This window comes from Paracoccus mutanolyticus, from assembly GCF_003285265.1.
Lineage (GTDB): Bacteria > Pseudomonadota > Alphaproteobacteria > Rhodobacterales > Rhodobacteraceae > Paracoccus > Paracoccus yeei.
On the sequence record NZ_CP030239.1, the window covers coordinates 19,745 to 41,235 of the forward strand.

The following is a 21,491-nucleotide window of genomic DNA, read 5'->3' on the forward strand; positions in this document are numbered from 1 at the left end:
TGCCTCAGGTGCGACGCAAGGTCCAGCGGATGCACGCAGACCGCAGCGGCTTTTCATGGATGCAGGTCGCCAGGACACCGCAATCGTAGCCGATGTGACGCAAGGTTTCGGACATTTTGCAGCATATGGTTGACCTTCCCGCAATAATCATGCCCTTGGGTGGTACACCATGGACGATTTGATGAAGAGCAGGGAGTTATTGCCCGCCGTCGAGGAACTTCTCGGCGCAAGAAAGGCCGAGGACGCCTGGACGGTTTTTACACGCCAGGCCCTGCGGCGCGGCTTTCCACATCAACTTTATGTCGCGCATCGCGTGTTGCGCGGCATGGGCGAACATGTCATCCTGGACGGGGTCGAACTGTCTTCGCTACCCTACCCGCTTGCGCGCGAAATCGTGAACCGCAAGCTGATGGACCATGTGCCGATGCGCCGTTGGATCGTGCGCAACCAGGGCGCGCAAAGCTTTGATTGGGCGCGCCGACGCAGGCTGGCGGGCATGCTGACCGCCTCGGAGGCCCTGGCGCTGGAGATCTTCGAGCAGTTCGGCCATGGCGCCGGCATGGCCCTGAGCCTGGCCGACCGCGCGCCCCGCCTTCGCGGCGGGATCCTGTTCCTGGCGGGGGTCGGCGCCAGCCAGGAGATGGTCGATGCCCGCTGGTCCCATGCGGGCCGCGAGCTGGAGCTGCTGGCCAACCTGCTGCACCAGCGGCTGGCGCAACTGCCCTATCGCCGGGCCGAGGAGGTCCTGACCATCCGCCAGCGCGAGGCGCTGGAGCTGACGGGCCTGGGTCTTTCGACGCAGGACATCGCCGAGCGGATGAAAGTGTCCGTCGCCACCGTCGAAAAGCACCTGCGGCTGGCGCGCAAGGCCCTGGGGGCCAAGACGACCACCCACGCCGTACTGATCGCGTGCAGCCGGCGCGTCATCTTTGTCGATCCGGGCGAGGCATGCAGCATGCAGCCCCCCGACCCCGACTTGGGGCAGATCGACACGCCCTGGAACTTTGTCAGTTTCGAGCAGCCGGGGCAGCCTGCCGGTAACGCGTGACGCGCCCGCGGGCAGCGCGCAGACGAAAGGCGCCGGCCCCTGGGGACCGGCGCCTTGTCGTTCAATGCGAAGGGGCGATCAGGAACCGCTGAGGGTCTTGGCGACCTCGGCCGCAAAGTCCTCTTCCTTCTTCTCGATGCCTTCGCCGACGGCAACGCGGGCATAGCCGGTGATCTCGACACCCGCTTCCTTGGCGGCCTGCTCGACCGTCAGGTCGGGGTTGATGACGAAGGACTGGCCCAGCAGGGTGTTTTCCGACAGGAACTTCTTCATCCGGCCCGGGATGATGTTGTTGTGGATCACCTGCTCGGGCTTCGGCTTGGCGGAGGAGGCGTTTTCCTCAAGCGCCTTGGCGGTCTGGACCTGCAGCTCGCGCTCGACCACGGCCGGGTCCAGCGTTGCCTCGGACAGCGACAGCGGGTTGGTCGCGGCGATGTGCTCGCGAACTGCTTGCCGATCGCCTGCGCCTTGTCGGCGGGACCCGTCAGCGCGACCAGCACGCCGATCTTGCCCATGCCTTCGGCGGCCGAGTTGTGGACATAGGACACCACGGTGTCGCCTTCCAGGACGTGCATCCGGCGGAAGGTCATGTTTTCGCCGATGCGGGCGATGGCATTGGTGATGACGGTCTCGACCGTCTCGCCGTTCAGGTCGGCGGCCTTGACCACCTCGACCGACTCGCCGGTCTGCAGGGCGACCTTGGCGACTTCGGCGACCAGCGCCTGGAAGTCCGCGTTCTTGGCGACGAAGTCGGTTTCCGAGTTGATCTCGACCGCGACGCCGCGGCCGTCGGCCACGGCGACGCCCACCAGACCCTCGGCGGCGACACGGTCGGCCTTTTTCGCGGCTTTGGCCAGGCCCTTGGTGCGCAGCCAGTCGATGGCGGCATCCATGTCGCCCTCGGTCTCGGTCAGCGCCTTCTTGGCGTCCATCATGCCCGCGCCCGTCGTCTCGCGCAGCTCTTTCACCATAGCAGCGGTGATAGCCATCCCATGTCTCCTTAGCTCTTCAATGCGTCAGGCGGGGCTTATCCCCGCCTGATGACTGTTCCGTAAAAAACCCCGCCGCCGCAGGCCGCGGGGCCGTTCCGATCAGGCGTCGGCGGTTTCTTCGGTGGCTTCGCCGGCCAGCTCTTCCTCGACCGAGGCTTCCAGCGCGCCCAGGTCGACGCCGGCGGCGCCCATCTGCGCGGTCATGCCGTCCAGCGCGGCGCGCGAGGCCAGGTCGCAATACAGCGCGATGGCGCGGGCGGCGTCGTCGTTGCCCGGGATGATATAGTCAACGCCCTTGGGCGAGCAGTTGGTGTCGACGACCGCGACGACCGGGATGCCCAGTTTCTTGGCTTCCAGGATGGCCAGGTCTTCCTTGTTCACGTCGATGACGAACAGCAGGTCCGGCAGGCCGCCCATTTCGCGAATCCCGCCCAGCGAGGCCTGCAGCTTGGCCTGCTCGCGTTCCATCTGCAGACGCTCTTTCTTGGTCAGGCCCTCGGCGCCCGAACCCAGCGTCTCGTCAAGCGCCTTCAGGCGCTGGATCGACTGCGACACGGTCTTCCAGTTGGTCAGCGTGCCGCCCAGCCAGCGGTGGTTCATGTAGAACTGCGCCGAACGCTCGGCGGCGTCGGCGATGGCCTTCTGGGCTTGACGCTTGGTGCCGACGAACAGCACCCGGCCGCCCTTAGCGACGGTGTCGCGCACGACCTGCAGCGCCGCGTCCAGCATCGGAACGGTCTGGGTCAGGTCGAAGATGTGGATGCCGTTGCGTTCACCATAGATGAACTCGGCCATGCGGGGGTTCCAGCGCTGCGTCTGGTGGCCGTAGTGAACGCCAGCTTCAAGAAGCTGACGCATGGAGAATTCGGGAAGCGCCATTCCATGTTCCTTTCCGGTTTGCGCCTTGGCGGGGTTTTCAGGGCAGATGCCCCAACCGGTGGACCGTCGAAGGATTTCTCCCTTTGAGGCCCGACCCCACCTGTGAAGTGCGCGCGAGATAGTCCTTTTGCCAAGCGATTGCAAGCCCTGTCGGCACGGGAAACGCTTGCACCGCGCCGCGTCCTTCGCTATCCGGGCTGCGGGCCGGTTTAGCTCAGCGGTAGAGCAGCGGTTTTGTAAACCGAAGGTCGGGGGTTCAATCCCCTCAACCGGCACCACAGCCCTTCATTCCCCACGAACCGCTCCTGTCCGAAACGGCATGTTTTCAGCGGCTTCCCGCCCCTTTATCCCCGATCGGATTAAGTGTTTCAGAGTGTTTTCATGTTCAGGATCGTCGCGACCTGCCTTGCCGGGCTGGTCCTTGCCGCGCCCGCCATGGCGCTGGACCTTTCGGTGCCGTCTGTCCCGCATCGGCAGTTTCAGCCGATACACACGCCGGCGCCCGCCCGGCGATGAACCGGGCGGGCGTCGCGCCTTATCAGGCTGCACTGAAAAGGGTTGAGCGGTTTCAGAGGTTGTGATCGCGGCAAATGCCGGAGCCAGCATGCCCGGACTGAAATCGCCCGCCGGGAGACGGCGGGACTGCCGCGATACGCAAGACCATGTGACTGATCGGGAATGGGCGTTGGTCATGCCCTTCATGCCGTCGCCACGCCGGCTTGGACGCCCACGCCGGACCGATTTGCGGGAGGTGATGAACGCGATCCTCTACATCGCGACGACCGGCTGCCAATGGAGGCAACTGCCGAAGGACTTCCCACCCTGTTCCACCGTGCAGAGGTATTTCTACGACTGGCGCGACAGCGGCCTGCTCGCGTCGATGCGCTTCGAGCTTGCGATGGAGACGCGAGTGCTGGAAGGCCGCGAGGCCAGCCCGAGCGCGGGGGTGATCGACAGCCAGAGCGTGAAAACCACCGAAAGCGGCGGCGTTTGCGGCTTCGACGCGGGCAAGAAGGTCAAGGGACGCAAGCGCCACATCGTCGTTGACACCATCGGCCTGCTGTTCGGGCTGGTGGTTCATGCCGCCGACATTCAGGATCGCGATGGCGCGCCGGCGGTTCTGAAATCCATCCGTCATCTCTGCCCCTGGCTTCGGCATGTCTTCGCAGACGGAGGATATGCCGGGCCGAAGTTGCGCGGCGCGCTCGACAGAATGGGCACCTGGACGTTGCAGATCGTCAAACGGTCCGACACCGCGAATGGCTTTGAGGTCCTGCCCCGCAGATGGGTCGTCGAGCGCACCTTTGCTGCTGCGGGCATGACCACCGGACTGAGCATCAGGCAACTATGCCCTCCGTGCCGAAGCGCCCGGCCATGATCCCCATCAGTCGCCAAGACGGGAAACCATTCCGGCTCATCGACTATTTCAGCGGCCTGTTAGACCTCTTCCCGGCCCGAGGCGAGGATGCACAGCAGCGTGATGACCGCGGCGCCCAGCATGTAATAGCCCACATGGCTTAGCCCGTAGGTCTTTTGCAGCCAGGTCGCGGCGTAGGGCGCCAGCGACGCACCGAAGATGCCGGCGAAGTTGAAGGTGATCGAAGCGCCGGTATAACGCACCTTCGTCGGGAAGGGCGCGGCCAGCGCCGCCCCGATCACGCCATAGGTCAGGCCCATCAGGAACATGCCAAGCGCGATGAAGGCATAGATCCGCGCCTCGCCGCCGCTCATCAGCGGGGCCAGCGTGAACGAGAAGGCCGCGATCAGCAGCGTCACCACGATCAGGAAGGGACGCCGGCCCACCCGGTCGGCGATCTTGCCGGCGATGGGGATGGCGATGCCAAAGATCACCGCGCCCAGGATCTGCATTTTCAGCGCATCCAGGAACGGGATCTGCAGGACCTTGACGTTATAGGACAGAAGCCAGGCCGAGCAGATGTAGAACAGCACGAAGGTCACCAGCGCGACGAACGTGCCCAGGAACAGGCTCCGCTTGTAGTTGCGAAACACCTCGACGACCGGCACCGACACGCGCTGGTCGCGCTTGACGGCCTCGGCGAACTCGGGGGTTTCGGTGATGGACAGCCGCACCCACAGCCCCAGCACGATCAGCACGATGGAGGACAGGAACGGCAGCCGCCAGCCCCAGGCCAGCAGGTCCTCCTGGCTCATGAAATGCAGCAGCACCCAGAAGAAGCCGGAGGACAGGAACAGCCCGACCGGCGCGCCCAACTGGGGGAACATGCCGTACCAGCTGCGCTTGCCCTCGGGCGCGTTCTCGGTGGCCAGCAGCACCGCCCCGCCCCATTCGCCGCCCAGGCCAAAGCCCTGCCCGAACCGGCACAGCGCCAGCAGCGCGGGCGCGGCGACGCCGATCTGGGCATAGGTGGGCAACAGCCCGATCACGACGGTCGAAACGCCCATCGTCAGCAGCGCCGCGACCAGCGCGGCCTTGCGCCCGATCCGGTCGCCGAAATGGCCGAACACGACGGCGCCCAGCGGGCGGGCAAAGAACGCGATCGAGAATGTCGCGAACGAGGCAAGCAAGGCCGTCGTCGCGTCCGAGGCGGGAAAGAACAGCGCCGGAAACACCAGCACGGCGGCCGTGGCATAGACATAGAAGTCGAAGAATTCGATGGTGGTGCCGATCAGGCTCGCCAGCAGGACCTGCGCCGGCGAATTCGTGCGCTTTCCGCCTAGCGCAGCCCGGCGAGGCGCCTCGAGGTTGTGGTCAGTCATTTTCTTGAGTCCGCAAATTTCGGGGGTCTTCGGGCGTCACCCGGGACGCCTTGGCAGGCTGCCCCTATCCCATTCCGCAGCCGAGTTGAATGGCAGGCGACAGGAAAATTGCGGCTTCGTGACGGCGTCGCGCAACAGCATTGCCGATTTTCCGCCCAAAGCCCGGGTTTCGCGAAGCCTTGCGGTTTCGCCCTTGCCCTTGCGCGCGGGCCGCGCATCCTGACGCCTGGGCCGCGGCCGCAGGGAGACGACGCAGATGAGACAGGGCACCGATCTGACCAGCGGACCGATCTATGCGACGCTGCTTGCCTTCGCGCTGCCCACGCTGGGATCGTCGGTGCTGCAATCGGCCAACGGCTCGATCGACGCGGTCTGGGTCGGGCGCCTTCTGGGCGAGAACGCGCTGGCCGCGACGACGAACGGCAACCTGATCATGTTCCTGCTGACGGCCTTCGTCTTCGGCTTCGGCATGGCCTCGACCATCCTGATCGGGCAGGCCGTGGGCCGGCGCGACATCGCCGCCGCGCGCGAGGTGGTCGGCACCGCCGTGGGCACCTTCGCACCGCTCGCCATCCTCATCTCGGTCGCGGGCTGGTTTCTGGCGCCGCAGGTGCTGGCGCTGCTGGGCACCGGGCCCGAGATCGCGCCGCTGGCCCGCGACTTCCTGCGGGTAACCTTCTTCGCCATGCCGGCGATCCTGCTGCAGACCATGCTGATGATGGCGCTGCGCGGCACGGGGGATGCGGTGACGCCCTTGATCTTCATGGGCTTGGCCGTCATTCTTGATGTCGTTTTGAACCCCGTCTTCATCCTTGGGATGGGGCCTGCCCCGCGCATGGGGATCGGGGGCTCGGCCTTTGCGATGGCGGTCGCGAACTATGTCAGCCTGATCGCGATGGTCGGATACCTGTATCTGCGGCGCAATCCGCTGCGGCTGGCCGGGCCGGACCTGCGGCTGCTGATCCCGGCGCCCCCCGTGCTGCGGCTGATGCTGTCCAAGGGCCTGCCCATGGGCTTGCAGATGGTGGTGGTGTCCTCGGCCATGCTGACGATGATCTCGCTGGTCAATCGCGAAGGGGTGGACACGACCGCGGCCTTCGGCGCGACGCAGCAGCTGTGGACCTATGTGCAGATGCCGGCCATGGCCCTGGGCGCAGCGGTCAGCGCGATGGCCGCGCAGAACATCGGCGCCGGGCGCTGGGACCGGGTGTCGCAGATCACCCGGGCGGGCATTGTCTTCAACTTTCTGCTGACCGGCGGGCTGGTCCTTGTCCTGCTGGTCGCGGATCGGGCGGCGCTGGGGCTGTTCCTGGGCGCCGAAAGCCCCGCCATCGCCATCGGCCAGCACATCGGCCGGCTGGCGACCTGGGGCTTCGTGGCCTTCGGGGTCAGCATGGTGCTGTTCGGCACCATCCGGGCCAACGGTCAGGTGCTCTGGCCGCTGATCATCCTGACCGTGTCGCTGTACCCGGTCCGGCTGGGCGTCGCCCTGGGCCTGCGCGACAGGCTGGGGGTCGATGCGCTGTGGCTCAGCTTTCCGGCGGCGATGGTCGCGACCATGCTGATGGCGACGGTGCTTTACCTGCACGGCGGCTGGCGCAAGCTGCATGTCATGGCGGATCTGGACGGCCACACCGCCGAGGCCGCGTCCGTCACGACCGAGGCGGGCCCGCCCACCAGCCCGCGCAACCCCGCCCTGCCCCCGGCGCGTGACCCGGCGGAATAGCTTGCCCAGCGGCGCGATTGCCGCTATCAGCCCGGGCTTTTCCGAAAGGGGTTGCCATGCAGGACGACATCCTGACCATCGACTTCGGCACGTCGAACAGCGCCGCCGCCGTGATCGAGAACGGCCGCATCCGCCGCCTTCCCATCGAGGAAGGGGCCGAGACCCTGCCGACCGCCGTGTTCTTCCCGCGCCGGGGCGCCATGCGGATCGGCACCGCCGCCGCCGAGGCGCTGATCGCGGGCGACGAGGGCCGCTACATGCGCGCGCTGAAAAGCGTGCTGGGCACCCCCCTGCTGCACGAATCGCGGCTGATCGGCGGGGAAAGGCGTACGGTTGCCGGCATCATCGCCGATTTCCTGACCGTGCTGAAGGCCCGGGCCGAGGCGGCGACGGGCCGCCGCTTCACCCGTGCCCTGTCGGGCCGGCCGGTGCATTTCCATTCCAACGACCCGGCGCGCGACGCGCAGGCGCAGGCCGATCTGCGGGCCTGCTATCTGGCGGCAGGCTTTGCCGAGGTCGATTTCCTGCCTGAACCCGAGGCCGCGGCTCTGGCCGCCCATGGGCTGGGCCTTGCCGGCGCGCCCGGGCTGGTCGTGGACATCGGCGGCGGCACCTCGGACTTTTCGGTATTCCGGCATGAGGGCACGGGGCCGCGCATCCTTGCCAGCCATGGCATAAGGCTGGGCGGGACGGATTTCGACCATGCCGTGTCGATGACCCATGCCATGCCCGCGCTGGGCCATGGCGGTTCGCTGCGCCGGCAGATGGGTCCGGGGCTGCTGCCGGTGCCGAATGGGGTCTATTCGGACCTTGCGACTTGGGCGCGCATCCCGTTCCTTTACACGCCCGAGACGCGGCGCATGGCGGCCGACATGGCCCGGGTGGCCCAGGACCGCCCCGCGATGGAGCGGCTTGTCACCGTGCTCGAGGACGAGCTGGGCCATGAGCTGGCCTTTGCGGTCGAGCGCGGCAAGATCGCGGCGAACGGCGGCGGCGACGCCTGGATCGCCATGGGTTTCATCGAGCCCGGCCTGCGCCGCCCGGTCACCCCGGACAGCATGGGCGGCGCCCTTGCCGCCCATGGCGGGGATCTGTCCCGGGCCGCGCGCCAGACCCTGGACCTGGCGGGCATCGCGCCCGCGCAGGTCGGCAGCGTGATCCTGGTCGGCGGCTCCAGCCTGATGGGGCTGGTGGCCGAGGCCATGCGGGCGCTGTGCCCGCAGGCCCGGCTGGACCGTTCGGATGCCTTCACCGCCGTGGTCGACGGGCTCGCGCTGGCGACCGCTCAGGACGCGCTGGTATAGGTCGCGTCGAAGAAGGCGCGCTCCAAGGCGACGGCGCGGGTGAAGAAATCCCGCGCCTGCGCCTCGGCCCTCGGTCCCACACGGTCCAGCTCGTCCCGCAGAAAGGCCACGAAGTCGCGAAAGAACGGGTTGTCGTGCAGGGTGATCCATTCGGCATGGACGAAGGTCCCGGGCATGGGCCGGGGGGCGCGCGACGCCCAGTCGAGATACAGCCATTCCGCCACGGTCAGCACCGCCAGGATCGCCGCATAGGACCGCGTCGCCGCCGCTTCGCGCATGATCGCCTGGAACCCGGCCGTCGGCGCGCTGTCGGGGATCGCGGCCCGCGCCGCATCCGAAATGCCCAGCGCCGCGAAGCTGCGCAGGAAATAGTCGTTCTCGTCACCCGAGACCATGCCGGCAAAGCGGCCAAGGCGCAGCCGCGCCTGGAAACCGTCGGCCGAGGCGATGGCGCCCCCCAGCAGCGTCAGGAACGCGTCCAGGAAACGGTGATCCTGCACCAGATAGGCGCCCATCACCGTGTCCGGGATCGTGCCGTCGCACAGCTCACGCACGAAGCGGTGCTGCACGGCGGCCGACCATTCGGGTTCGCTGGCGCGGCGCAAGGTTTCGGTAAAGCGTTCGGTCATGGGTCGCCCTTTCCCTTGGCGGGCGAGACCTTGGTTCGTCATCGTTCGGCCTCGCAGGTGAGGCCGGCGTCAGGCAGGCGCATCTCTCCCATCCCTTCGCCGGCATGATCCGGATCAGGTTCTAAGGGTCATCGCGCCGCCCATTCCGGGACGCCAGCGAACTCTCAGCCCCTTGCCGGGACTCCCCTTGGTGGCGAACGGTCTAGCGCGGCGTCATCGCCGTGTCACCCTGCCCTGGACTGATAAGCACCGATTCCCCGCTTGCAGCCCGGGGCGATCTGCGTTGATGTAGGCTGCATATCTGGGCGAGGACGATGAAGACCAACGAGGCAGCAGCAGGCCCCGACAATCCCGCCAGGCGGACGGTGCAGGCAACCGGGTTGCGTGCCCACCGCCCACCGCTTCTGACCAATGTCTCGGCGGCGCGCTGGCTGCTGCTGGCGATCGTGCTGGCCTCGGTCTATTTCTTCCACGGCTTCCTGGTGCCGGTGCTGGCGGCCACGGTCATCGCGCTTGCCAGCTGGCCCCTGCGCCGCCGGGGGGTCGAGCGGATGGGGCGCACGATCACCGCCTCGGTGATGGTGCTGGTGCTGGTCTGCTTTCTGGTCGTGCCCATCGCCATGGCGCTGGTCTATGCCTTCCGCGAACTCAGGGACTGGATCAGCTGGGCGTTCCTGGTGAATGCCGCCGGCGCGCCCACGCCCGGCTGGATGGTCGAGCTGCCCCAGATCGGACCCTGGCTGGACGAACAGTGGCGCACCTATATCGGCCACCCGGGCGGCATCAGCGAAATCGTGCAGGCGGTGTCGGGGTCGAACATCGGCACCATCTGGCGCGGCACGCTGACGGCGGGGTCGCTGGCCTTCCACCTGTTCCTGCACGCGCTGTTCCTGCTGATCACGCTGTTCGTCCTGTATCGCGATGGCGACCGGATCGTGGCGCAACTGGACCGCGTCGGCACCCGCATCCTGCCCGAACGCTGGGATCGGCTGTCGCGCGTGGTGCCGGCCACCATCAGTTCGACCGTGACCGGCATGACTCTGATCGCCATCGGAGAGGGCGTGATCCTGGGCACCGCCTACTGGATCGCGGGCGTGCCATCTCCGGTGACGCTGGGGGTCATCACGGGCTTCATGGCGCTGATACCCGGGGGGGCGCCGCTGTGCTTTACGCTGGTGTCGATCTATCTGGCGGCCAGCGGGGCGCCGGTGGCGGGGCTGGCGCTGGTCACCTGGGGCGCGTGCGAACTGTTCGTGGTGGACAAGACGATCCGCCCGATGCTGGTCGGCGGCCCGGTCAAGCTGCCCTTCCTGCCCACGTTCTTCGGCCTGGTGGGCGGGGTCAAGACGATGGGCCTGGTCGGCCTGTTCGTCGGCCCGGTGCTGATGGCGCTGCTGGTGTCGATCTGGCGCGAATGGCAGCGCGAGATCGCCGAGGACGAATTGCGCGCCGCCGGCCTGCCGGTGGTGCAGGACCTGCCGCGCTGATCTGCCCGTCTGCCGGGCAGCAACCGGCGCTTCGGTGCCGCCACGGCAGGCAATCCTTCGCAGCGTTCCGAAGCCGGGTGCAAAACGGCAGGCGACATTTGCTGTCGCGGCAGGCACTGTTACCCAGTGACAAAGGCAACAAGGCAGAGGGGCCATGTCGATCAAAGCCGGTATCTATCACCTGACCCACTACACCTACGACAGGCCCGTGATCCTGGGGCCGCAGGTGATCCGGCTGCGCCCGGCGCCCTGGTCGCGCACGCGGGTGATTTCCCACTCGCTCAAGGTCAGCCCGGGCGGGCATTTCGTGAACCACCAGTTGGACCCGTTCGGCAACTGGCTGGCGCGTTTCGTGTTCCCCGAGCCGGTGCGCGAGCTGAAGACGAGGTCGACCTGGTCGCCGACATGACCGTCTACAACCCCTTCGACTTCTTCACCGAGGAAAGCGCCGAGCATTGGCCGTTCGACTACCCCGAGGACCTGCTTGACGAGCTTGTGATCTATCGCCGGCCCGAGCCCGCCGGACCCTTGCTGCAGGGCCTGCTGGACGCCATCCCGCGCGAAAGCCGGCGCACGACCGACTTCATCGTCTGGCTGAACAGCCAGATCTCGCAACGGGTGAACTATACCATCCGGCTGGAGCCCGGCGTTCAGACGCCCGAGGAAACCTTGGCCGCCGCCAGCGGGTCCTGCCGCGACAGCAGCTGGCTGCTGGTGCAGGCGCTGCGCCATCTGGGCTTTGCCGCGCGCTTCGTCTCGGGTTATCTGATCCAGCTGAAGCCCGACCTGCAGGCGCTGGACGGGCCCTCGGGGACCGACCACGACTTCACCGACCTGCACGCCTGGGCCGAGGTCTATATTCCCGGCGCGGGCTGGATCGGGCTGGACCCGACCTCGGGGCTGCTGACCGGGGAAAGCCATATTCCGCTGGCCGCGACGCCGCATTACCGCAACGCGGCGCCGATCTCGGGCGGGTTCTACGGCACGGCGGAAACCGCCTTCGACTTCGACATGCGCATCCGCCGGGTGGCCGAGCATCCGCGCATCACCAAGCCTTTTTCCGACGAGGCGTGGCAGGACCTGAACGCGCTGGGACGCAAGGTCGACCAGGCGCTGGCCGAAGGCGACGTGCGCCTGACCATGGGGGGCGAGCCCACCTTCGTCTCGATCGACGATTTCGAAAGCGCGGAATGGAACACCGACGCGGTGGGCCCGCAGAAGCGCGCCCTGGCCGACCAGCTGATCCGCCGGCTGCGCACGCGCTTTGCGCCGGGCGGCTTCCTGCATTACGGCCAGGGCAAGTGGTATCCCGGCGAAAGCCTGCCGCGCTGGACCTTTTCGCTGTACTGGCGCCGCGACGGCCAGCCAATCTGGCAGAACCCCGACCTGATCGCGGCCGAGGGCGTGGACCAGCAGGCCACGCCCCTGCAATCCCAGGAACTGCTGCGCGAGATCGCGGCCGAACTGGACGTGCCGCAGGACAATATCCTGCCCGCCTATGAAGACCCCGCCGAATGGCTGCTGCGCGAGGCGAACCTGCCCGAGAACGTCAGCCCCGAGAACAGCAAGCTCAAGGACCCCGAGGAGCGTCATCGCATCGCCCAGGTCTTCAACCGCGGCCTGAACCAGCCGGTGGGCTTCGTCCTGCCGGTCCAGCCCTGGCAGGCGCGGGCCGGCGGGCGAAAGTGGTTTTCGGAACGCTGGCGGTTGCGGCGCGGCAAGGTCTATCTGACACCCGGCGACAGCGCCGCGGGCTATCGCCTGCCGCTGAGCAGCCTGCCGCATCTGACGCCCGCCGATCCCCTTGTCAAGCCGATGGACCCGACCGTCTCCCGGCCGGACCTGCCCCCGCCCACGGCGCCGCACCCCGCGCGCCGGACCCAGCCCATGGCCAGCTTCATCGCCAGCCCGCCCCAGCAGGCCATGCCCGGCCAAACCGCGGCCGGATCGAGGGCCATGTCCGCACCGCCCTGACGGTCGGCCGCGCGACGGCCGGCGTGCGTCTTCATGCCGCCGGTCACCATGCTCGAGGATTACCTGGACCTGCTGCACGCGGCCGAGGCGGCCGCCCTGCGCCTGGGGCTGCGGATCCACATCGAAGGCTATCCGCCGCCGCAGGACCCGCGCCTGAACGTGATCCGCGTCGCCCCCGATCCCGGCGTGATCGAGGTCAACATCCACCCCGCCCACGGCTGGCAGGATTGCGTCGACATCACCACCGCCGTCTATGACGAGGCGCGCCAGTCCCGTCTGGGCGCCGACAAGTTCATGATCGACGGCAAGCATACCGGCACCGGCGGCGGGAACCATGTCGTGGTCGGCGGCCATACCACGATGGACAGCCCCTTCCTGCGACGGCCCGACCTGCTGGCCAGCCTGATCCTGCACTGGAACCGGCACCCGTCGCTCAGCTATCTGTTCTCGGGCCTGTTCATCGGCCCGACCAGCCAGGCTCCGCGCATCGACGAGGCGCGCCACGATGCGCTTTACGAACTGGAGATCGCGCTGGCCCAGATCCCGACGCCCGGCGCGGGGATGCCGCCGCAGCCCTGGCTGGTGGACCGCCTGCTGCGCAACATGCTGACCGACGTGACCGGCAACACGCATCGCGCCGAAATCTGCATCGACAAGCTTTATTCCCCAGACGGTCCCACCGGCCGCCTGGGCCTGGTCGAATTCCGCGGCTTCGAGATGCCGCCCGACCCGCGCATGAGCCTGGCCCAGCAACTGCTGATCCGGGCGCTGATCGCGCGGTTCTGGGCCAGCCCTGCGCAGGGGCCGCTGACCCGCTGGGGCACCGCCTGCACGACCGCGTTCATGCTGCCGCACTAGTCTGGCAGCATTTCCGCGACGTGCTGCGGGACTTGGCCCAGCACGGCTTTCCGCTGCGCGAGGAATGGTTCAAGGCGCAGCTGGAGTTCCGCTTTCCCTTCTGCGGCGAGGTCGAATACGAAGGCACCCACCTTGAAATCCGGCAGGCGCTGGAACCCTGGCATGTGCTGGGCGAAACCGGCGCCATCGGCGGCACGGTGCGCTATACCGACAGTTCGACCGAACGGCTGCAGGCCAGGCTGACCACGGCGGACCCCGGGCGCTATCTGGTGCTGTGCAACGGCCGGCCCATGCCCATGCGCGACGTGGGCGGGGGCGAGTCGGTCGCCGGCGTGCGCTACAAGGCCTGGCAGCCGACCTCGGCCATCCATCCGGTGCTGCGGGTCGACGCGCCGCTGACCTTTGACATCTTCGACAGTTGGTCGAACATGTCGCTGGGCGGCTGCACCTATCACGTCGCCCATCCCGGCGGGCGCAACTACGACACCTTCCCCGTGAACAGCAACGAGGCCGAGGCCCGCAGGCTGGCGCGCTTCCAGCCCTCGGGCCATACGCCGGGCTACGGTTTCCAGCCACAGGCCGAGCGTTTTTCGCCCGAGTTTCCCATGACGCTTGACCTGCGCCGGCCCCAGGGCCTCTAGTCGGGGGCATGGAACCTGCGACATCAGCCAGCGTGGCGCCGCCGCGGCCCGAGGGTCTTGACCTGGGGCTGGCCGACTATCGCCCGCCGCCCGGCGTCCCGGACGAGCTGATGCGCCCGGACGGGCGGTTGCGGCCGCTGTGGGGCCCGCTGTTGCGCCACCTGCGGCGCTTTTCGCCCGAAGGCATGGCCCGCGCCCTGACCCGCGCCGACCAGTATCTGCGCGACTCGGGGGTGTTCTATCGCCAGTACGACACCGGCACCTCGACCGAGCGGCCCTGGCCGCTGAGCCACATTCCGGTTCTGATCGCCGAGCGCGACTGGACCGAGGTCAGCGCCGCCCTGATCCAGCGCGCCGACTGCTCGAGGCGGTGATGGCCGATCGTTACGGGCAGAACCGGCTGGTCGCCTCGGGCCATCTGCCGCCGCGGCTGGTCGCGGCGAACCCGCAATGGCTGCGCCCGATGGTGGGCGTGCGCCCACGCGGCGGGCATTACCTGCATTTCGTGGCCTTCGACATCGGGCGCGGCCCGGATGGCAAATGGTGGGTCCTGTCGGACCGGACGCAGGCGCCGTCGGGCGCGGGCTATGCGCTGGAAAACCGTGTGGCGACCTCGCGCGCATTCAGCGACGTGTTCGACAATCAGAACGTCCACCGGCTGGCGGGGTTCTTTCGCGACTTTCGCGACGCGCTGATGGACGAACGCAGCGACCGTGACGCCCGCATCGCGATCCTGACCCCGGGCCCACTGAACGAAACCTACTACGAACACGCCTGGATCGCGCGCTATCTCGGCTTCACGATGGTGCAGGGCGACGACCTGGTGGTCGCGCAAGGCCGCCTGATGGTGCGCACCGTGTCGGGACTGCGGCCCATCGACATCCTGTGGCGGCGGATGGACGGCGACTATACCGACCCGCTGGAGTTGAACCCCGCTTCGCGCATCGGCACGCCGGGCATGGTTTCGGCTCTGCGCCACGGCGGCGTGACGATGGTGAACGCGCTGGGCTCGGGCGTGCTTGAAACCCGGGCGATGATGGCGTTCCTGCCCAAGCTCGCGCCGCTTCTGACCGGGGCGCCGCTGGCGATGCCGAACATCGCGACCTGGTGGCTGGGGGGCGCGGCGGAACGCGCCGTGGTCTTGGAGGACCCCAAGCGCCTCGCGCTCAGCCAGGCGCTTGCCACCGCCCTGCCCTTTGAAAGCGGGTCGGCGACGCTTGCCTCAAGCCTGCCGCGCGCGGAACTGGAACGCCTGCTTGCCGCCGAGGGGCCCGAGCTTGTCGCGCAGGAAACCGTCACCCTGTCCACCACGCCCGCCCTGGTCGAGGGGCGGATCGTGCCGCGCCCGCTTGGCCTGCGGGTGTTTCTGGCGCGCACCCGGCAGGGCTGGCAGGTCATGCCCGGCGGCTTTGCCCGCGTCGGCGTCTCGGCCGAGCCCACGGCGCTGGCCATGCAGCGCGGCGGGGCGGCGGCCGATGTCTGGATCGTCAGCCCCACGGATGTGCCCGCCGTCACCATGGCGCCGCCCCGGAAGGGGCCGTTCCGCCGCTCGGCCCCCGGCGCGCTGCCGTCGCGGGCGGCCGACAACCTGTTCTGGATGGGGCGCTATGTCGAACGGACCGAAGGCATCGTCCGGCTTTTGCGCGCGCGCCACATCCGCCTGGCCGAAAGCGGACGCGGCGCCCTGCCCCTGCAAGAGGTGATCGATGCCCTGCTGGCAAGCTACGGCATCGACCCCGCCCAGCCGCTGCCGACGGGGCTGATCGACACGCTGGCCGCCGCCGTCGGAAGCGCCGGGCAGGTCCGCGACCGCTTTTCGCCCGATGGCTGGTCGGCGCTGACCGACCTTGAAAAAAGCGCGCGGCGCATGGCCGGCAAGGTGTCCGCCGGGGACGACGCGGCGCGGGCGCTGTCGGCGCTGCTGCGCAAGCTGGCGGGATTTTCGGGGCTGGTGCACGAAAACATGTACCGCTTTCTGGGCTGGCGCTTCCTGACGCTGGGCCGGATGCACGAACGCGCCTCGGGCATGACGGCCGTGGTCGCGGCGCTGGCCGACGACACCGCCCCGCCCGGCGCGCTGGACCTGTGCGTCGAACTGGGCGACAGCGTGCTGACCCACCGCCGCCGCTTCAGCGTCTCGACCTCGCGCGAGACCGTGATCGATCTGCTGATGCTGGACCCGCTGAACCCGCGGTCGCTGCGCCATCAGGTCGACCACATGATGGCGCAGATCGAGCAACTGCCCGGTGCCGCCAGCCACGGCGAATATTCCGAACTGGGCCGCGCCATGCTGCGCCTGCAGACCGATGTCGCGACCCACACGCCCGAAACCCTGACGACCCTGGCGCTGAACGACTTGCGCATCGCCATCGCCGACCTCTCCGATCTTCTGACCGAGGCGTATCTGCGGTGACGATCTATTCCATGCAGGTGGCGTTCCGCTATGAATTCGACCGCCCGGCGGGCGCGGGACGGCAGCTGTTCCGCATCCTGCCGGCCGTCATTCCCGGCATCCAGACGCTGCTGCGCGCCGAGGTCAGCATCGAGCCCGACCCCGACGAGACGGCCGAGTTCCGCGATTTCTACGGTACGCGGGTGATCGAACTGGTCATGCCTCCGGGCCTGAGCGAACTGGAGCTGGTGCTGGATGCCGAGGTCGAGCGCATCGGCCACGACCCCGGTCTGGACATATCCGCCCCCCTGTCCCACCAGCGGCCGAAACCGCCCATTACACGCCGCTGGATGCGGCCTCGCCGCATCATTTCCTGGCCCCGACCGAGCGGATCCCGCCGATGCCCGCCGTCGCGGCCTTCGCGCGGCAGGCGACCGCCAAGGCCGCGACCGCCCGCGAGGCGCTCGAGATGCTGGGCCTTGCGCTGCATCGGCACATGACCTTCGACGGCAAGGCCACCGACGTGAACACGCCCCCGGCCCAGGCCTTCGAGATGCGGCGCGGGGTCTGCCAGGACTTTGCCCAGATCATGGTCGGGGCGCTGCGCAGCCTGGGCCTGCCGGCGGCCTATGTCGGGGGCTACCTGCGCACCCTGCCGCCGCCCGGCCAGCCGCGGCTTGTGGGGGCGGATGCGACCCATGCCTGGGTGCGCGCCTGGTGCGGGACGGAAACCGGATGGATCGACTATGATCCGACCAACGCCTGCTTCGCGCTGGGCGATCACATCGACATCGGTTTCGGCCGCGACTATGACGAGGTGGCCCCGGTCGCCGGCATGCTGCGGCTGGAGGGGCGGCAGGCCAGCAGCCATTCCGTCGACATCGAGGAATCCCCCGTGCAGGACCCGCGCGCCCTGTGGTCGCCGCTGGGCCCGCCGGGCGCGGGTCCCGAACTTGGAACCAGGCCCCGCCCCGTCATGCCCCCACCTGCCGGCGAAGGCTGAACGAAAAAGGGCGGGACCGCGGCCCCGCCCCCTTTCTTTTGTCACGCCGGCTTAGTTCGCGGGTGTCGTCGGAACGCTTGTTCCTGCGGTGGGCTCGACAGCACCTCGGGCATCGGAGTCAGGGTGAGAGCAGCCGGGTCAATCTGACGTTGGGCCAGCCGATTGGCGATGCGTCGGATCTCCTGAATTGACCAGCGGATCAGCTTGGGTTCCTTGGCAGCCTGCGCATCGTTTTTTTGGGCGGTTCGACATTGGCGTGATGGCGAATGGTAGCCATCATGGCGAAGGCCAGCATGACCAGCGATACATGGCGGTGCCACCCGTGCCAGGAACGGGTCTCGTTGTGATCGAGGCCGAGTTCATTCTTTGCGGTCTCGAAGCTGTCCTCGATTGCCCAGCGATGTCCTTCGACACGCACCAGTGTTTCCATGCCCGTGCCCTCCGGACACCATGTGGTGAAGAACGCCAACTCGCCATCGGAGATATTGCGTCGGATCAGCAGGCCCCGGGTCCATACGCCGCTGAGATCAGCATTGAATTCGCCAGCATCGAGATCGGCGAGATCAAGGTAGGCCCAGTCGTGAAGCCGCTCGCCCTTGGTGCCCGCGCCGGCCGAAAGACGCTGCCAAGCCTCGGGCGGCAAGTCTTCCGCGATGCTCCCGGCCGTCCCGCTGACGGCATAGGCTTTCCCCCAGGAATTGAAGGCGTGCTTGGAACTGACACCCAGGACATAGCCTTTTCCAGCGCGGCGCAGTGCTATTTCGATATCGCCAACGCCATAGACGCTGTCGGCGGCCACCCAGGAAAATGGAACCTTGGTCGAGAGCACGCGCTCGATCATGCTGCGGGCGATGGCAGGTTTAGTGGCGAACTCCACCGCCTCGGGCACATGGGCCCGGCTTCGTCTGACCGGAGCTTCAGCCCATGCTTTCGGCAGATAGAGGGCCCGATCGATAAAAGCATGTCCGTGCTGCGAGACGTAGCTGGCGAAGACGCCGATCTGGCAATTGGTGATCTTTCCTGCCGACCCCGTATATTGGCGCGCGACCCCACAGGAGGCGTGGCCCTGCTTCAAAAAACCGGTTTCATCGATCACCAGCACCGCCTCGGGATCAGCCAGCGTTTCCACGGCGTAGTCCCGCACAATATCGCGCAGCGCGTCGGCATCCCAATGGCCACGACCCAATATCGCCTGCTGACGCCAGGGGCCCGGATCTCCAGCCGCTTCGGCCCGCATCCAACCCGTCTTGCGCCGTTCCTCACCCAACAAGCCGTCGAGAAACTGACCGGCCGATGCCGCAACCCGTTCCTGCGTAAACAGCGGCCGAATTCGAGCCTTTACTTCACGGAGTGAGGAAGCCCAAAGCTCCAGCGTATCTTGGAACCAGGCCGCGCCCCGTCATGCCCCTACCTGCGAGGCGAAGGCTGAACTGATTCAGAGGGACGAAAAGAATGCAACTGCCGGCTTAGTTCGCGGGTGTCGTCGGAACCACGCTTTGTTCCTGCGGTGGGCTCGACAGCACCTCGGGCATCGGAGTCAGGGTGACGCCCGCCGCCTCGCCCAGGGGCTCGCCCTCGCGGTTCGTCTCCGACGGCGGCACGTCGGCCTCGGTCGCCGCCGGCACCACGGCGGGTGCGGGCGCGACGACCGACAGCGCGGCCGCAGCCGCCGCCGGCACCGGGTTGGCGCGCTCGGCCCCATCGCTTTTCAGATAATCGAAGAACTCGCCCTCGGGCTGGATGACCAGCGAGCTGTTTTCCCCGCGCAGCGCCCGTTCATAGGACGTCATCGACCGGGTGAAGGCAAAGAACTCGGGGTCGCGGCCGAACGCTGCGGCATAGATCGCGTTGCGGCGGGCATCGGCCTCACCGCGCACGATCTCGGCCTTCTTGCGGGCTTCCGAGGTCAGTTCCACCACGGTCCGGTCGGCTGCGGCGCGCACGCGCTGCGCCGCCTCGCCACCGCGGGCGATCTCGTCGGCGGCCTCGCGCTCGCGTTCGGCGCGCATCCGGGCATAGGTGGCGTTCAGGTTCTGCTCGGGCAGGTCGGTCCGGGTCAGGCGCACGTCGATGACGCGCACACCCAGATCCTCGGCGTTCTGCCGGGCCAGGTCGCGGATCTGGTTCATCAGCGGCGTGCGGTCGTCCGACAGCACAGTCGTCGAGGGCACCGAGCCCAGCACCTGCCGGATCGCGTTCGTCACGATGTCGGCCAGCCGCTGCTGGGCGAACTGCACGCCCCCGGCGGCGGTGGCGCGGCGGAACTGCACCACGTCCGTGATCTGCCAGCGGGCGAAGGCATCGACCACCAGCCGGCGGTCGTCCAGCGGCGTCACCTCCATCGGCGGGGTCGGGATGCCAAGGATGCGCGCGTCATAGCGCACCACCTGGTCGATGAAGGGCACCTTCAGGCCCAGGCCGGGGTTTTCGCGCACGTCCACCACTTCACCGAAGCGCAGGACCAGCGCCTTCTGGCGCACGTCGACGATATAGACCGAGGCCATGACCAGCACCGCCACCACGATCAGGAAGGGCAGCAGCAGCATCGAGATCGCACGGTTCATCACTGGTTCCCCCCGTTCGGCGTATTGGTTGCGGCGGGTTGGCCGGGACGCAGGCGGTCAAGCGGCAGATAGGGCACGACGCCCTGCCCGGCCTGACCGTCGATCAGCACCTTGTTCGCCTGCCCCAGGACTTTCTCCATCGTTTCCAGATACATGCGGCGGCGTGTCACGTCGGGGGCCTTGATATATTCGTCATGGACCGAGATGAAGCGCGCGGCCTCGCCCTCGGCGGTGTTCACGGCGTCGGCGCGATAGGCCTCGGCGCGTTCGATCAGGGCGGCGGCCTCGCCTCGGGCATTGGCCAGGACGCGGTTGGCATAGGCATCGGCCTCTTTTTCCAGCCGGTCGCGTTCCTGCTGGGCGGCCTGCACCTCGCGGAAGCTGTCGATCACCTCGCGCGGGGGGTCGGCGCGGTCCAGGTTCACCCGCACCACGTTGATCCCCGACTCATAGGCGTCCAGCGTCGATTGCGCGGCCAGCTTCAGGTCCTCGGCGATGGTGCCGCGGTCGCGGTTCAGGATCGGCGCCAGTTCCGAGCGCGCCACGATGTCGCGCATGGCGGATTCGGCCACTGCGCGGATCGTGTCCTCGGGGTCGGCCAGGTTGAACAGGTATTTCTCGGGGTCCGAGATGTTCCAGACGACCTGAGAGGCCATGTCCACGATGTTCTGGTCGCGGGTCAGCATCAGGCCCGAATCCATCGGCCCGGCGCGGCCGGTGCCGATTTCCGTCGTGCGTTCCCCCGAAACCGAGACGACCTCGGCCCGGACGACCGGCCAGGGGGCAAAGTTCAGGCCCTCGTCCGCGGTGGCGAAGGGGCGGCCGAACAGCAGTTCGACGGCGCGTTCCTCGGGGTTAACGGTATAGAAGGACATGAAGGCCCAGACCGCGACGGCGCCAAGGCCCACCAGCCCCCAGGACCCCCGGCTCATCTGGAAGCCCGAGGGCCGGCGCGGGCCGCCCGGACCGCCGCGCGGGCCGCCCGGACCCTTGCCGCCCATCAGCACGCGCAGCTTGTCCTGGCCCTTGCGCACCAGATCCTCGATCTCGGGCCGCTGGTCGCCCCGGCGCGGGCCCTGCGGCCCCGGGTTGCGATCCCCCTGATTGCCGCCGGCACTGCCCCAGGGCCGCTGGCCCCCCTGCGGCGGCTCCTTGCCGCCCTTGCCGTCATCTCCTCCGCCGCCCCAGGGGCCTTGTCCCGCCATGCGTGTCTCTCGCCTCGTCTGCAGTTTATGGTTCGCTCAGGGTGTAACTG

Annotated in this window: 13 protein-coding genes, 1 tRNA gene, 4 pseudogenes and 1 riboswitch; of the genes and pseudogenes, 11 read left to right on the forward strand and 7 right to left on the reverse strand. The window is 67.9% G+C overall.

The annotated features are described in order from the left end of the window. The first annotated feature begins 181 nt into the window (after positions 1-181). Positions 182-1,048 carry a helix-turn-helix transcriptional regulator gene (locus DPM13_RS00095; RefSeq protein WP_189654781.1) on the forward strand — a complete coding sequence of 289 codons (867 nt, stop codon included), beginning with the start codon at positions 182-184 and terminating at the stop codon, positions 1,046-1,048. 78 nt (positions 1,049-1,126) lie between these two features. Here the strand turns inward: DPM13_RS00095 and tsf are convergent. Continuing rightward, positions 1,127-2,037: pseudogene (gene tsf / locus DPM13_RS00100) on the reverse strand (translation elongation factor Ts). 102 nt (positions 2,038-2,139) lie between these two features. After that, on the reverse strand, positions 2,140-2,919 hold the full coding sequence (gene rpsB, locus DPM13_RS00105; protein ID WP_028720292.1) for a 30S ribosomal protein S2: 780 nt from the start codon (positions 2,917-2,919) through the stop codon (positions 2,140-2,142). A 203-nt stretch (positions 2,920-3,122) separates the two neighbouring features. On the opposite strand from rpsB, the gene DPM13_RS00110 reads away from it, so the two are divergent. Together DPM13_RS00110 and DPM13_RS00115 are read left to right on the forward strand one after the other, a co-directional pair. Beyond that, a tRNA-Thr gene (locus DPM13_RS00110) sits at positions 3,123-3,197 on the forward strand. A 326-nt stretch (positions 3,198-3,523) separates the two neighbouring features. After that, positions 3,524-4,237, forward strand: a pseudogene (locus DPM13_RS00115) (IS5 family transposase); the annotation flags it as partial. A gap of 119 nt (positions 4,238-4,356) precedes the next feature. On the opposite strand, the gene DPM13_RS00120 reads toward DPM13_RS00115, so the two are convergent. Beyond that, positions 4,357-5,658, reverse strand: a complete 1,302-nt coding sequence (locus DPM13_RS00120) for an MFS transporter (RefSeq protein ID WP_112887210.1) — start codon at positions 5,656-5,658, stop codon at positions 4,357-4,359. Between the two features lie 256 nt (positions 5,659-5,914). Between DPM13_RS00120 and DPM13_RS00125 the strand changes: the two genes are divergently transcribed. Continuing rightward, the gene (locus DPM13_RS00125; protein WP_112887211.1) at positions 5,915-7,384 is read left to right on the forward strand and encodes an MATE family efflux transporter; all 1,470 of its coding nucleotides are present in this window, start codon (positions 5,915-5,917) and stop codon (positions 7,382-7,384) included. A gap of 56 nt (positions 7,385-7,440) precedes the next feature. Beyond that, positions 7,441-8,688 (forward strand): Hsp70 family protein, encoded by a 1,248-nt coding sequence (locus DPM13_RS00130; RefSeq protein WP_112887212.1) that lies wholly within the window; start codon positions 7,441-7,443, stop codon positions 8,686-8,688. Here DPM13_RS00130 and DPM13_RS00135 read toward each other — a convergent pair. Next, on the reverse strand, positions 8,670-9,317 hold the full coding sequence (locus DPM13_RS00135; protein ID WP_112887213.1) for a TenA family protein: 648 nt from the start codon (positions 9,315-9,317) through the stop codon (positions 8,670-8,672). The genes DPM13_RS00130 and DPM13_RS00135 overlap by 19 nt on opposite strands. 74 nt (positions 9,318-9,391) lie before the next feature. Beyond that, positions 9,392-9,515: riboswitch (TPP riboswitch) on the reverse strand. 116 nt (positions 9,516-9,631) lie between these two features. Between DPM13_RS00135 and DPM13_RS00140 the strand changes: the two genes are divergently transcribed. From DPM13_RS00140 to DPM13_RS21600, 6 genes and pseudogenes are all read left to right on the forward strand, one after another. Then, positions 9,632-10,804: an AI-2E family transporter gene (locus DPM13_RS00140; protein WP_112887214.1), complete on the forward strand. Its 1,173-nt coding sequence runs from the start codon at positions 9,632-9,634 to the stop codon at positions 10,802-10,804. A 154-nt stretch (positions 10,805-10,958) separates the two neighbouring features. Further along, positions 10,959-11,213 (forward strand): transglutaminase N-terminal domain-containing protein, encoded by a 255-nt coding sequence (locus tag DPM13_RS21585; RefSeq protein WP_223252227.1) that lies wholly within the window; start codon positions 10,959-10,961, stop codon positions 11,211-11,213. Next, positions 11,210-14,277: pseudogene (locus DPM13_RS00145) on the forward strand (transglutaminase family protein). The gene DPM13_RS21585 and the pseudogene DPM13_RS00145 overlap by 4 nt, the downstream one beginning before the upstream one ends. Positions 14,278-14,285: 8 nt before the next feature. Then, positions 14,286-16,690: pseudogene (locus DPM13_RS00150) on the forward strand (circularly permuted type 2 ATP-grasp protein). Beyond that, complete coding sequence (locus tag DPM13_RS21595) at positions 16,687-17,169, forward strand: transglutaminase N-terminal domain-containing protein (RefSeq protein WP_223252229.1); 483 nt, start codon at positions 16,687-16,689, stop codon at positions 17,167-17,169. Before DPM13_RS00150 ends, DPM13_RS21595 begins: the two are co-directional and overlap by 4 nt. Further along, positions 17,070-17,672, forward strand: a complete 603-nt coding sequence (locus DPM13_RS21600; RefSeq protein WP_223252230.1) for a transglutaminase-like domain-containing protein — start codon at positions 17,070-17,072, stop codon at positions 17,670-17,672. The genes DPM13_RS21595 and DPM13_RS21600 overlap by 100 nt, the downstream gene beginning before the upstream one ends. 199 nt (positions 17,673-17,871) lie before the next feature. On the opposite strand, the gene DPM13_RS00160 is transcribed toward DPM13_RS21600, so the two are convergent. The 3 genes from DPM13_RS00160 to hflK form a co-directional block, all read right to left on the reverse strand. Beyond that, positions 17,872-19,044: an IS701 family transposase gene (locus DPM13_RS00160; RefSeq protein ID WP_112887215.1), complete on the reverse strand. Its 1,173-nt coding sequence runs from the start codon at positions 19,042-19,044 to the stop codon at positions 17,872-17,874. A gap of 94 nt (positions 19,045-19,138) precedes the next feature. Next, on the reverse strand, positions 19,139-20,236 hold the full coding sequence (gene hflC, locus DPM13_RS00165; RefSeq protein ID WP_028720918.1) for a protease modulator HflC: 1,098 nt from the start codon (positions 20,234-20,236) through the stop codon (positions 19,139-19,141). Continuing rightward, positions 20,236-21,441: an FtsH protease activity modulator HflK gene (gene hflK, locus DPM13_RS00170; RefSeq protein ID WP_112887216.1), complete on the reverse strand. Its 1,206-nt coding sequence runs from the start codon at positions 21,439-21,441 to the stop codon at positions 20,236-20,238. Before hflK ends, hflC begins: the two co-directional genes overlap by 1 nt. Positions 21,442-21,491 lie beyond the last annotated feature (50 nt).

What these genes read in the sequence shown, in the direction of transcription:
- DPM13_RS00125 (WP_112887211.1), top strand. Translation starts at nt 5,915, where the DNA reads ATGAGACAGGGCACCGATCTGACCAGCGGACCGATCTATGCGACGCTG.
- hflK (WP_112887216.1), bottom strand. Translation starts at nt 21,441, where the DNA reads ATGGCGGGACAAGGCCCCTGGGGCGGCGGAGGAGATGACGGCAAGGGC.
- DPM13_RS21600 (WP_223252230.1), top strand. Translation starts at nt 17,070, where the DNA reads ATGCCCGCCGTCGCGGCCTTCGCGCGGCAGGCGACCGCCAAGGCCGCG.
- DPM13_RS00095 (WP_189654781.1), top strand. Translation starts at nt 182, where the DNA reads ATGAAGAGCAGGGAGTTATTGCCCGCCGTCGAGGAACTTCTCGGCGCA.
- hflC (WP_028720918.1), bottom strand. Translation starts at nt 20,236, where the DNA reads ATGAACCGTGCGATCTCGATGCTGCTGCTGCCCTTCCTGATCGTGGTG.
- DPM13_RS00140 (WP_112887214.1), top strand. Translation starts at nt 9,632, where the DNA reads ATGAAGACCAACGAGGCAGCAGCAGGCCCCGACAATCCCGCCAGGCGG.
- DPM13_RS00120 (WP_112887210.1), bottom strand. Translation starts at nt 5,658, where the DNA reads ATGACTGACCACAACCTCGAGGCGCCTCGCCGGGCTGCGCTAGGCGGA.
- DPM13_RS00130 (WP_112887212.1), top strand. Translation starts at nt 7,441, where the DNA reads ATGCAGGACGACATCCTGACCATCGACTTCGGCACGTCGAACAGCGCC.
- rpsB (WP_028720292.1), bottom strand. Translation starts at nt 2,919, where the DNA reads ATGGCGCTTCCCGAATTCTCCATGCGTCAGCTTCTTGAAGCTGGCGTT.
- DPM13_RS21585 (WP_223252227.1), top strand. Translation starts at nt 10,959, where the DNA reads ATGTCGATCAAAGCCGGTATCTATCACCTGACCCACTACACCTACGAC.
- DPM13_RS00135 (WP_112887213.1), bottom strand. Translation starts at nt 9,317, where the DNA reads ATGACCGAACGCTTTACCGAAACCTTGCGCCGCGCCAGCGAACCCGAA.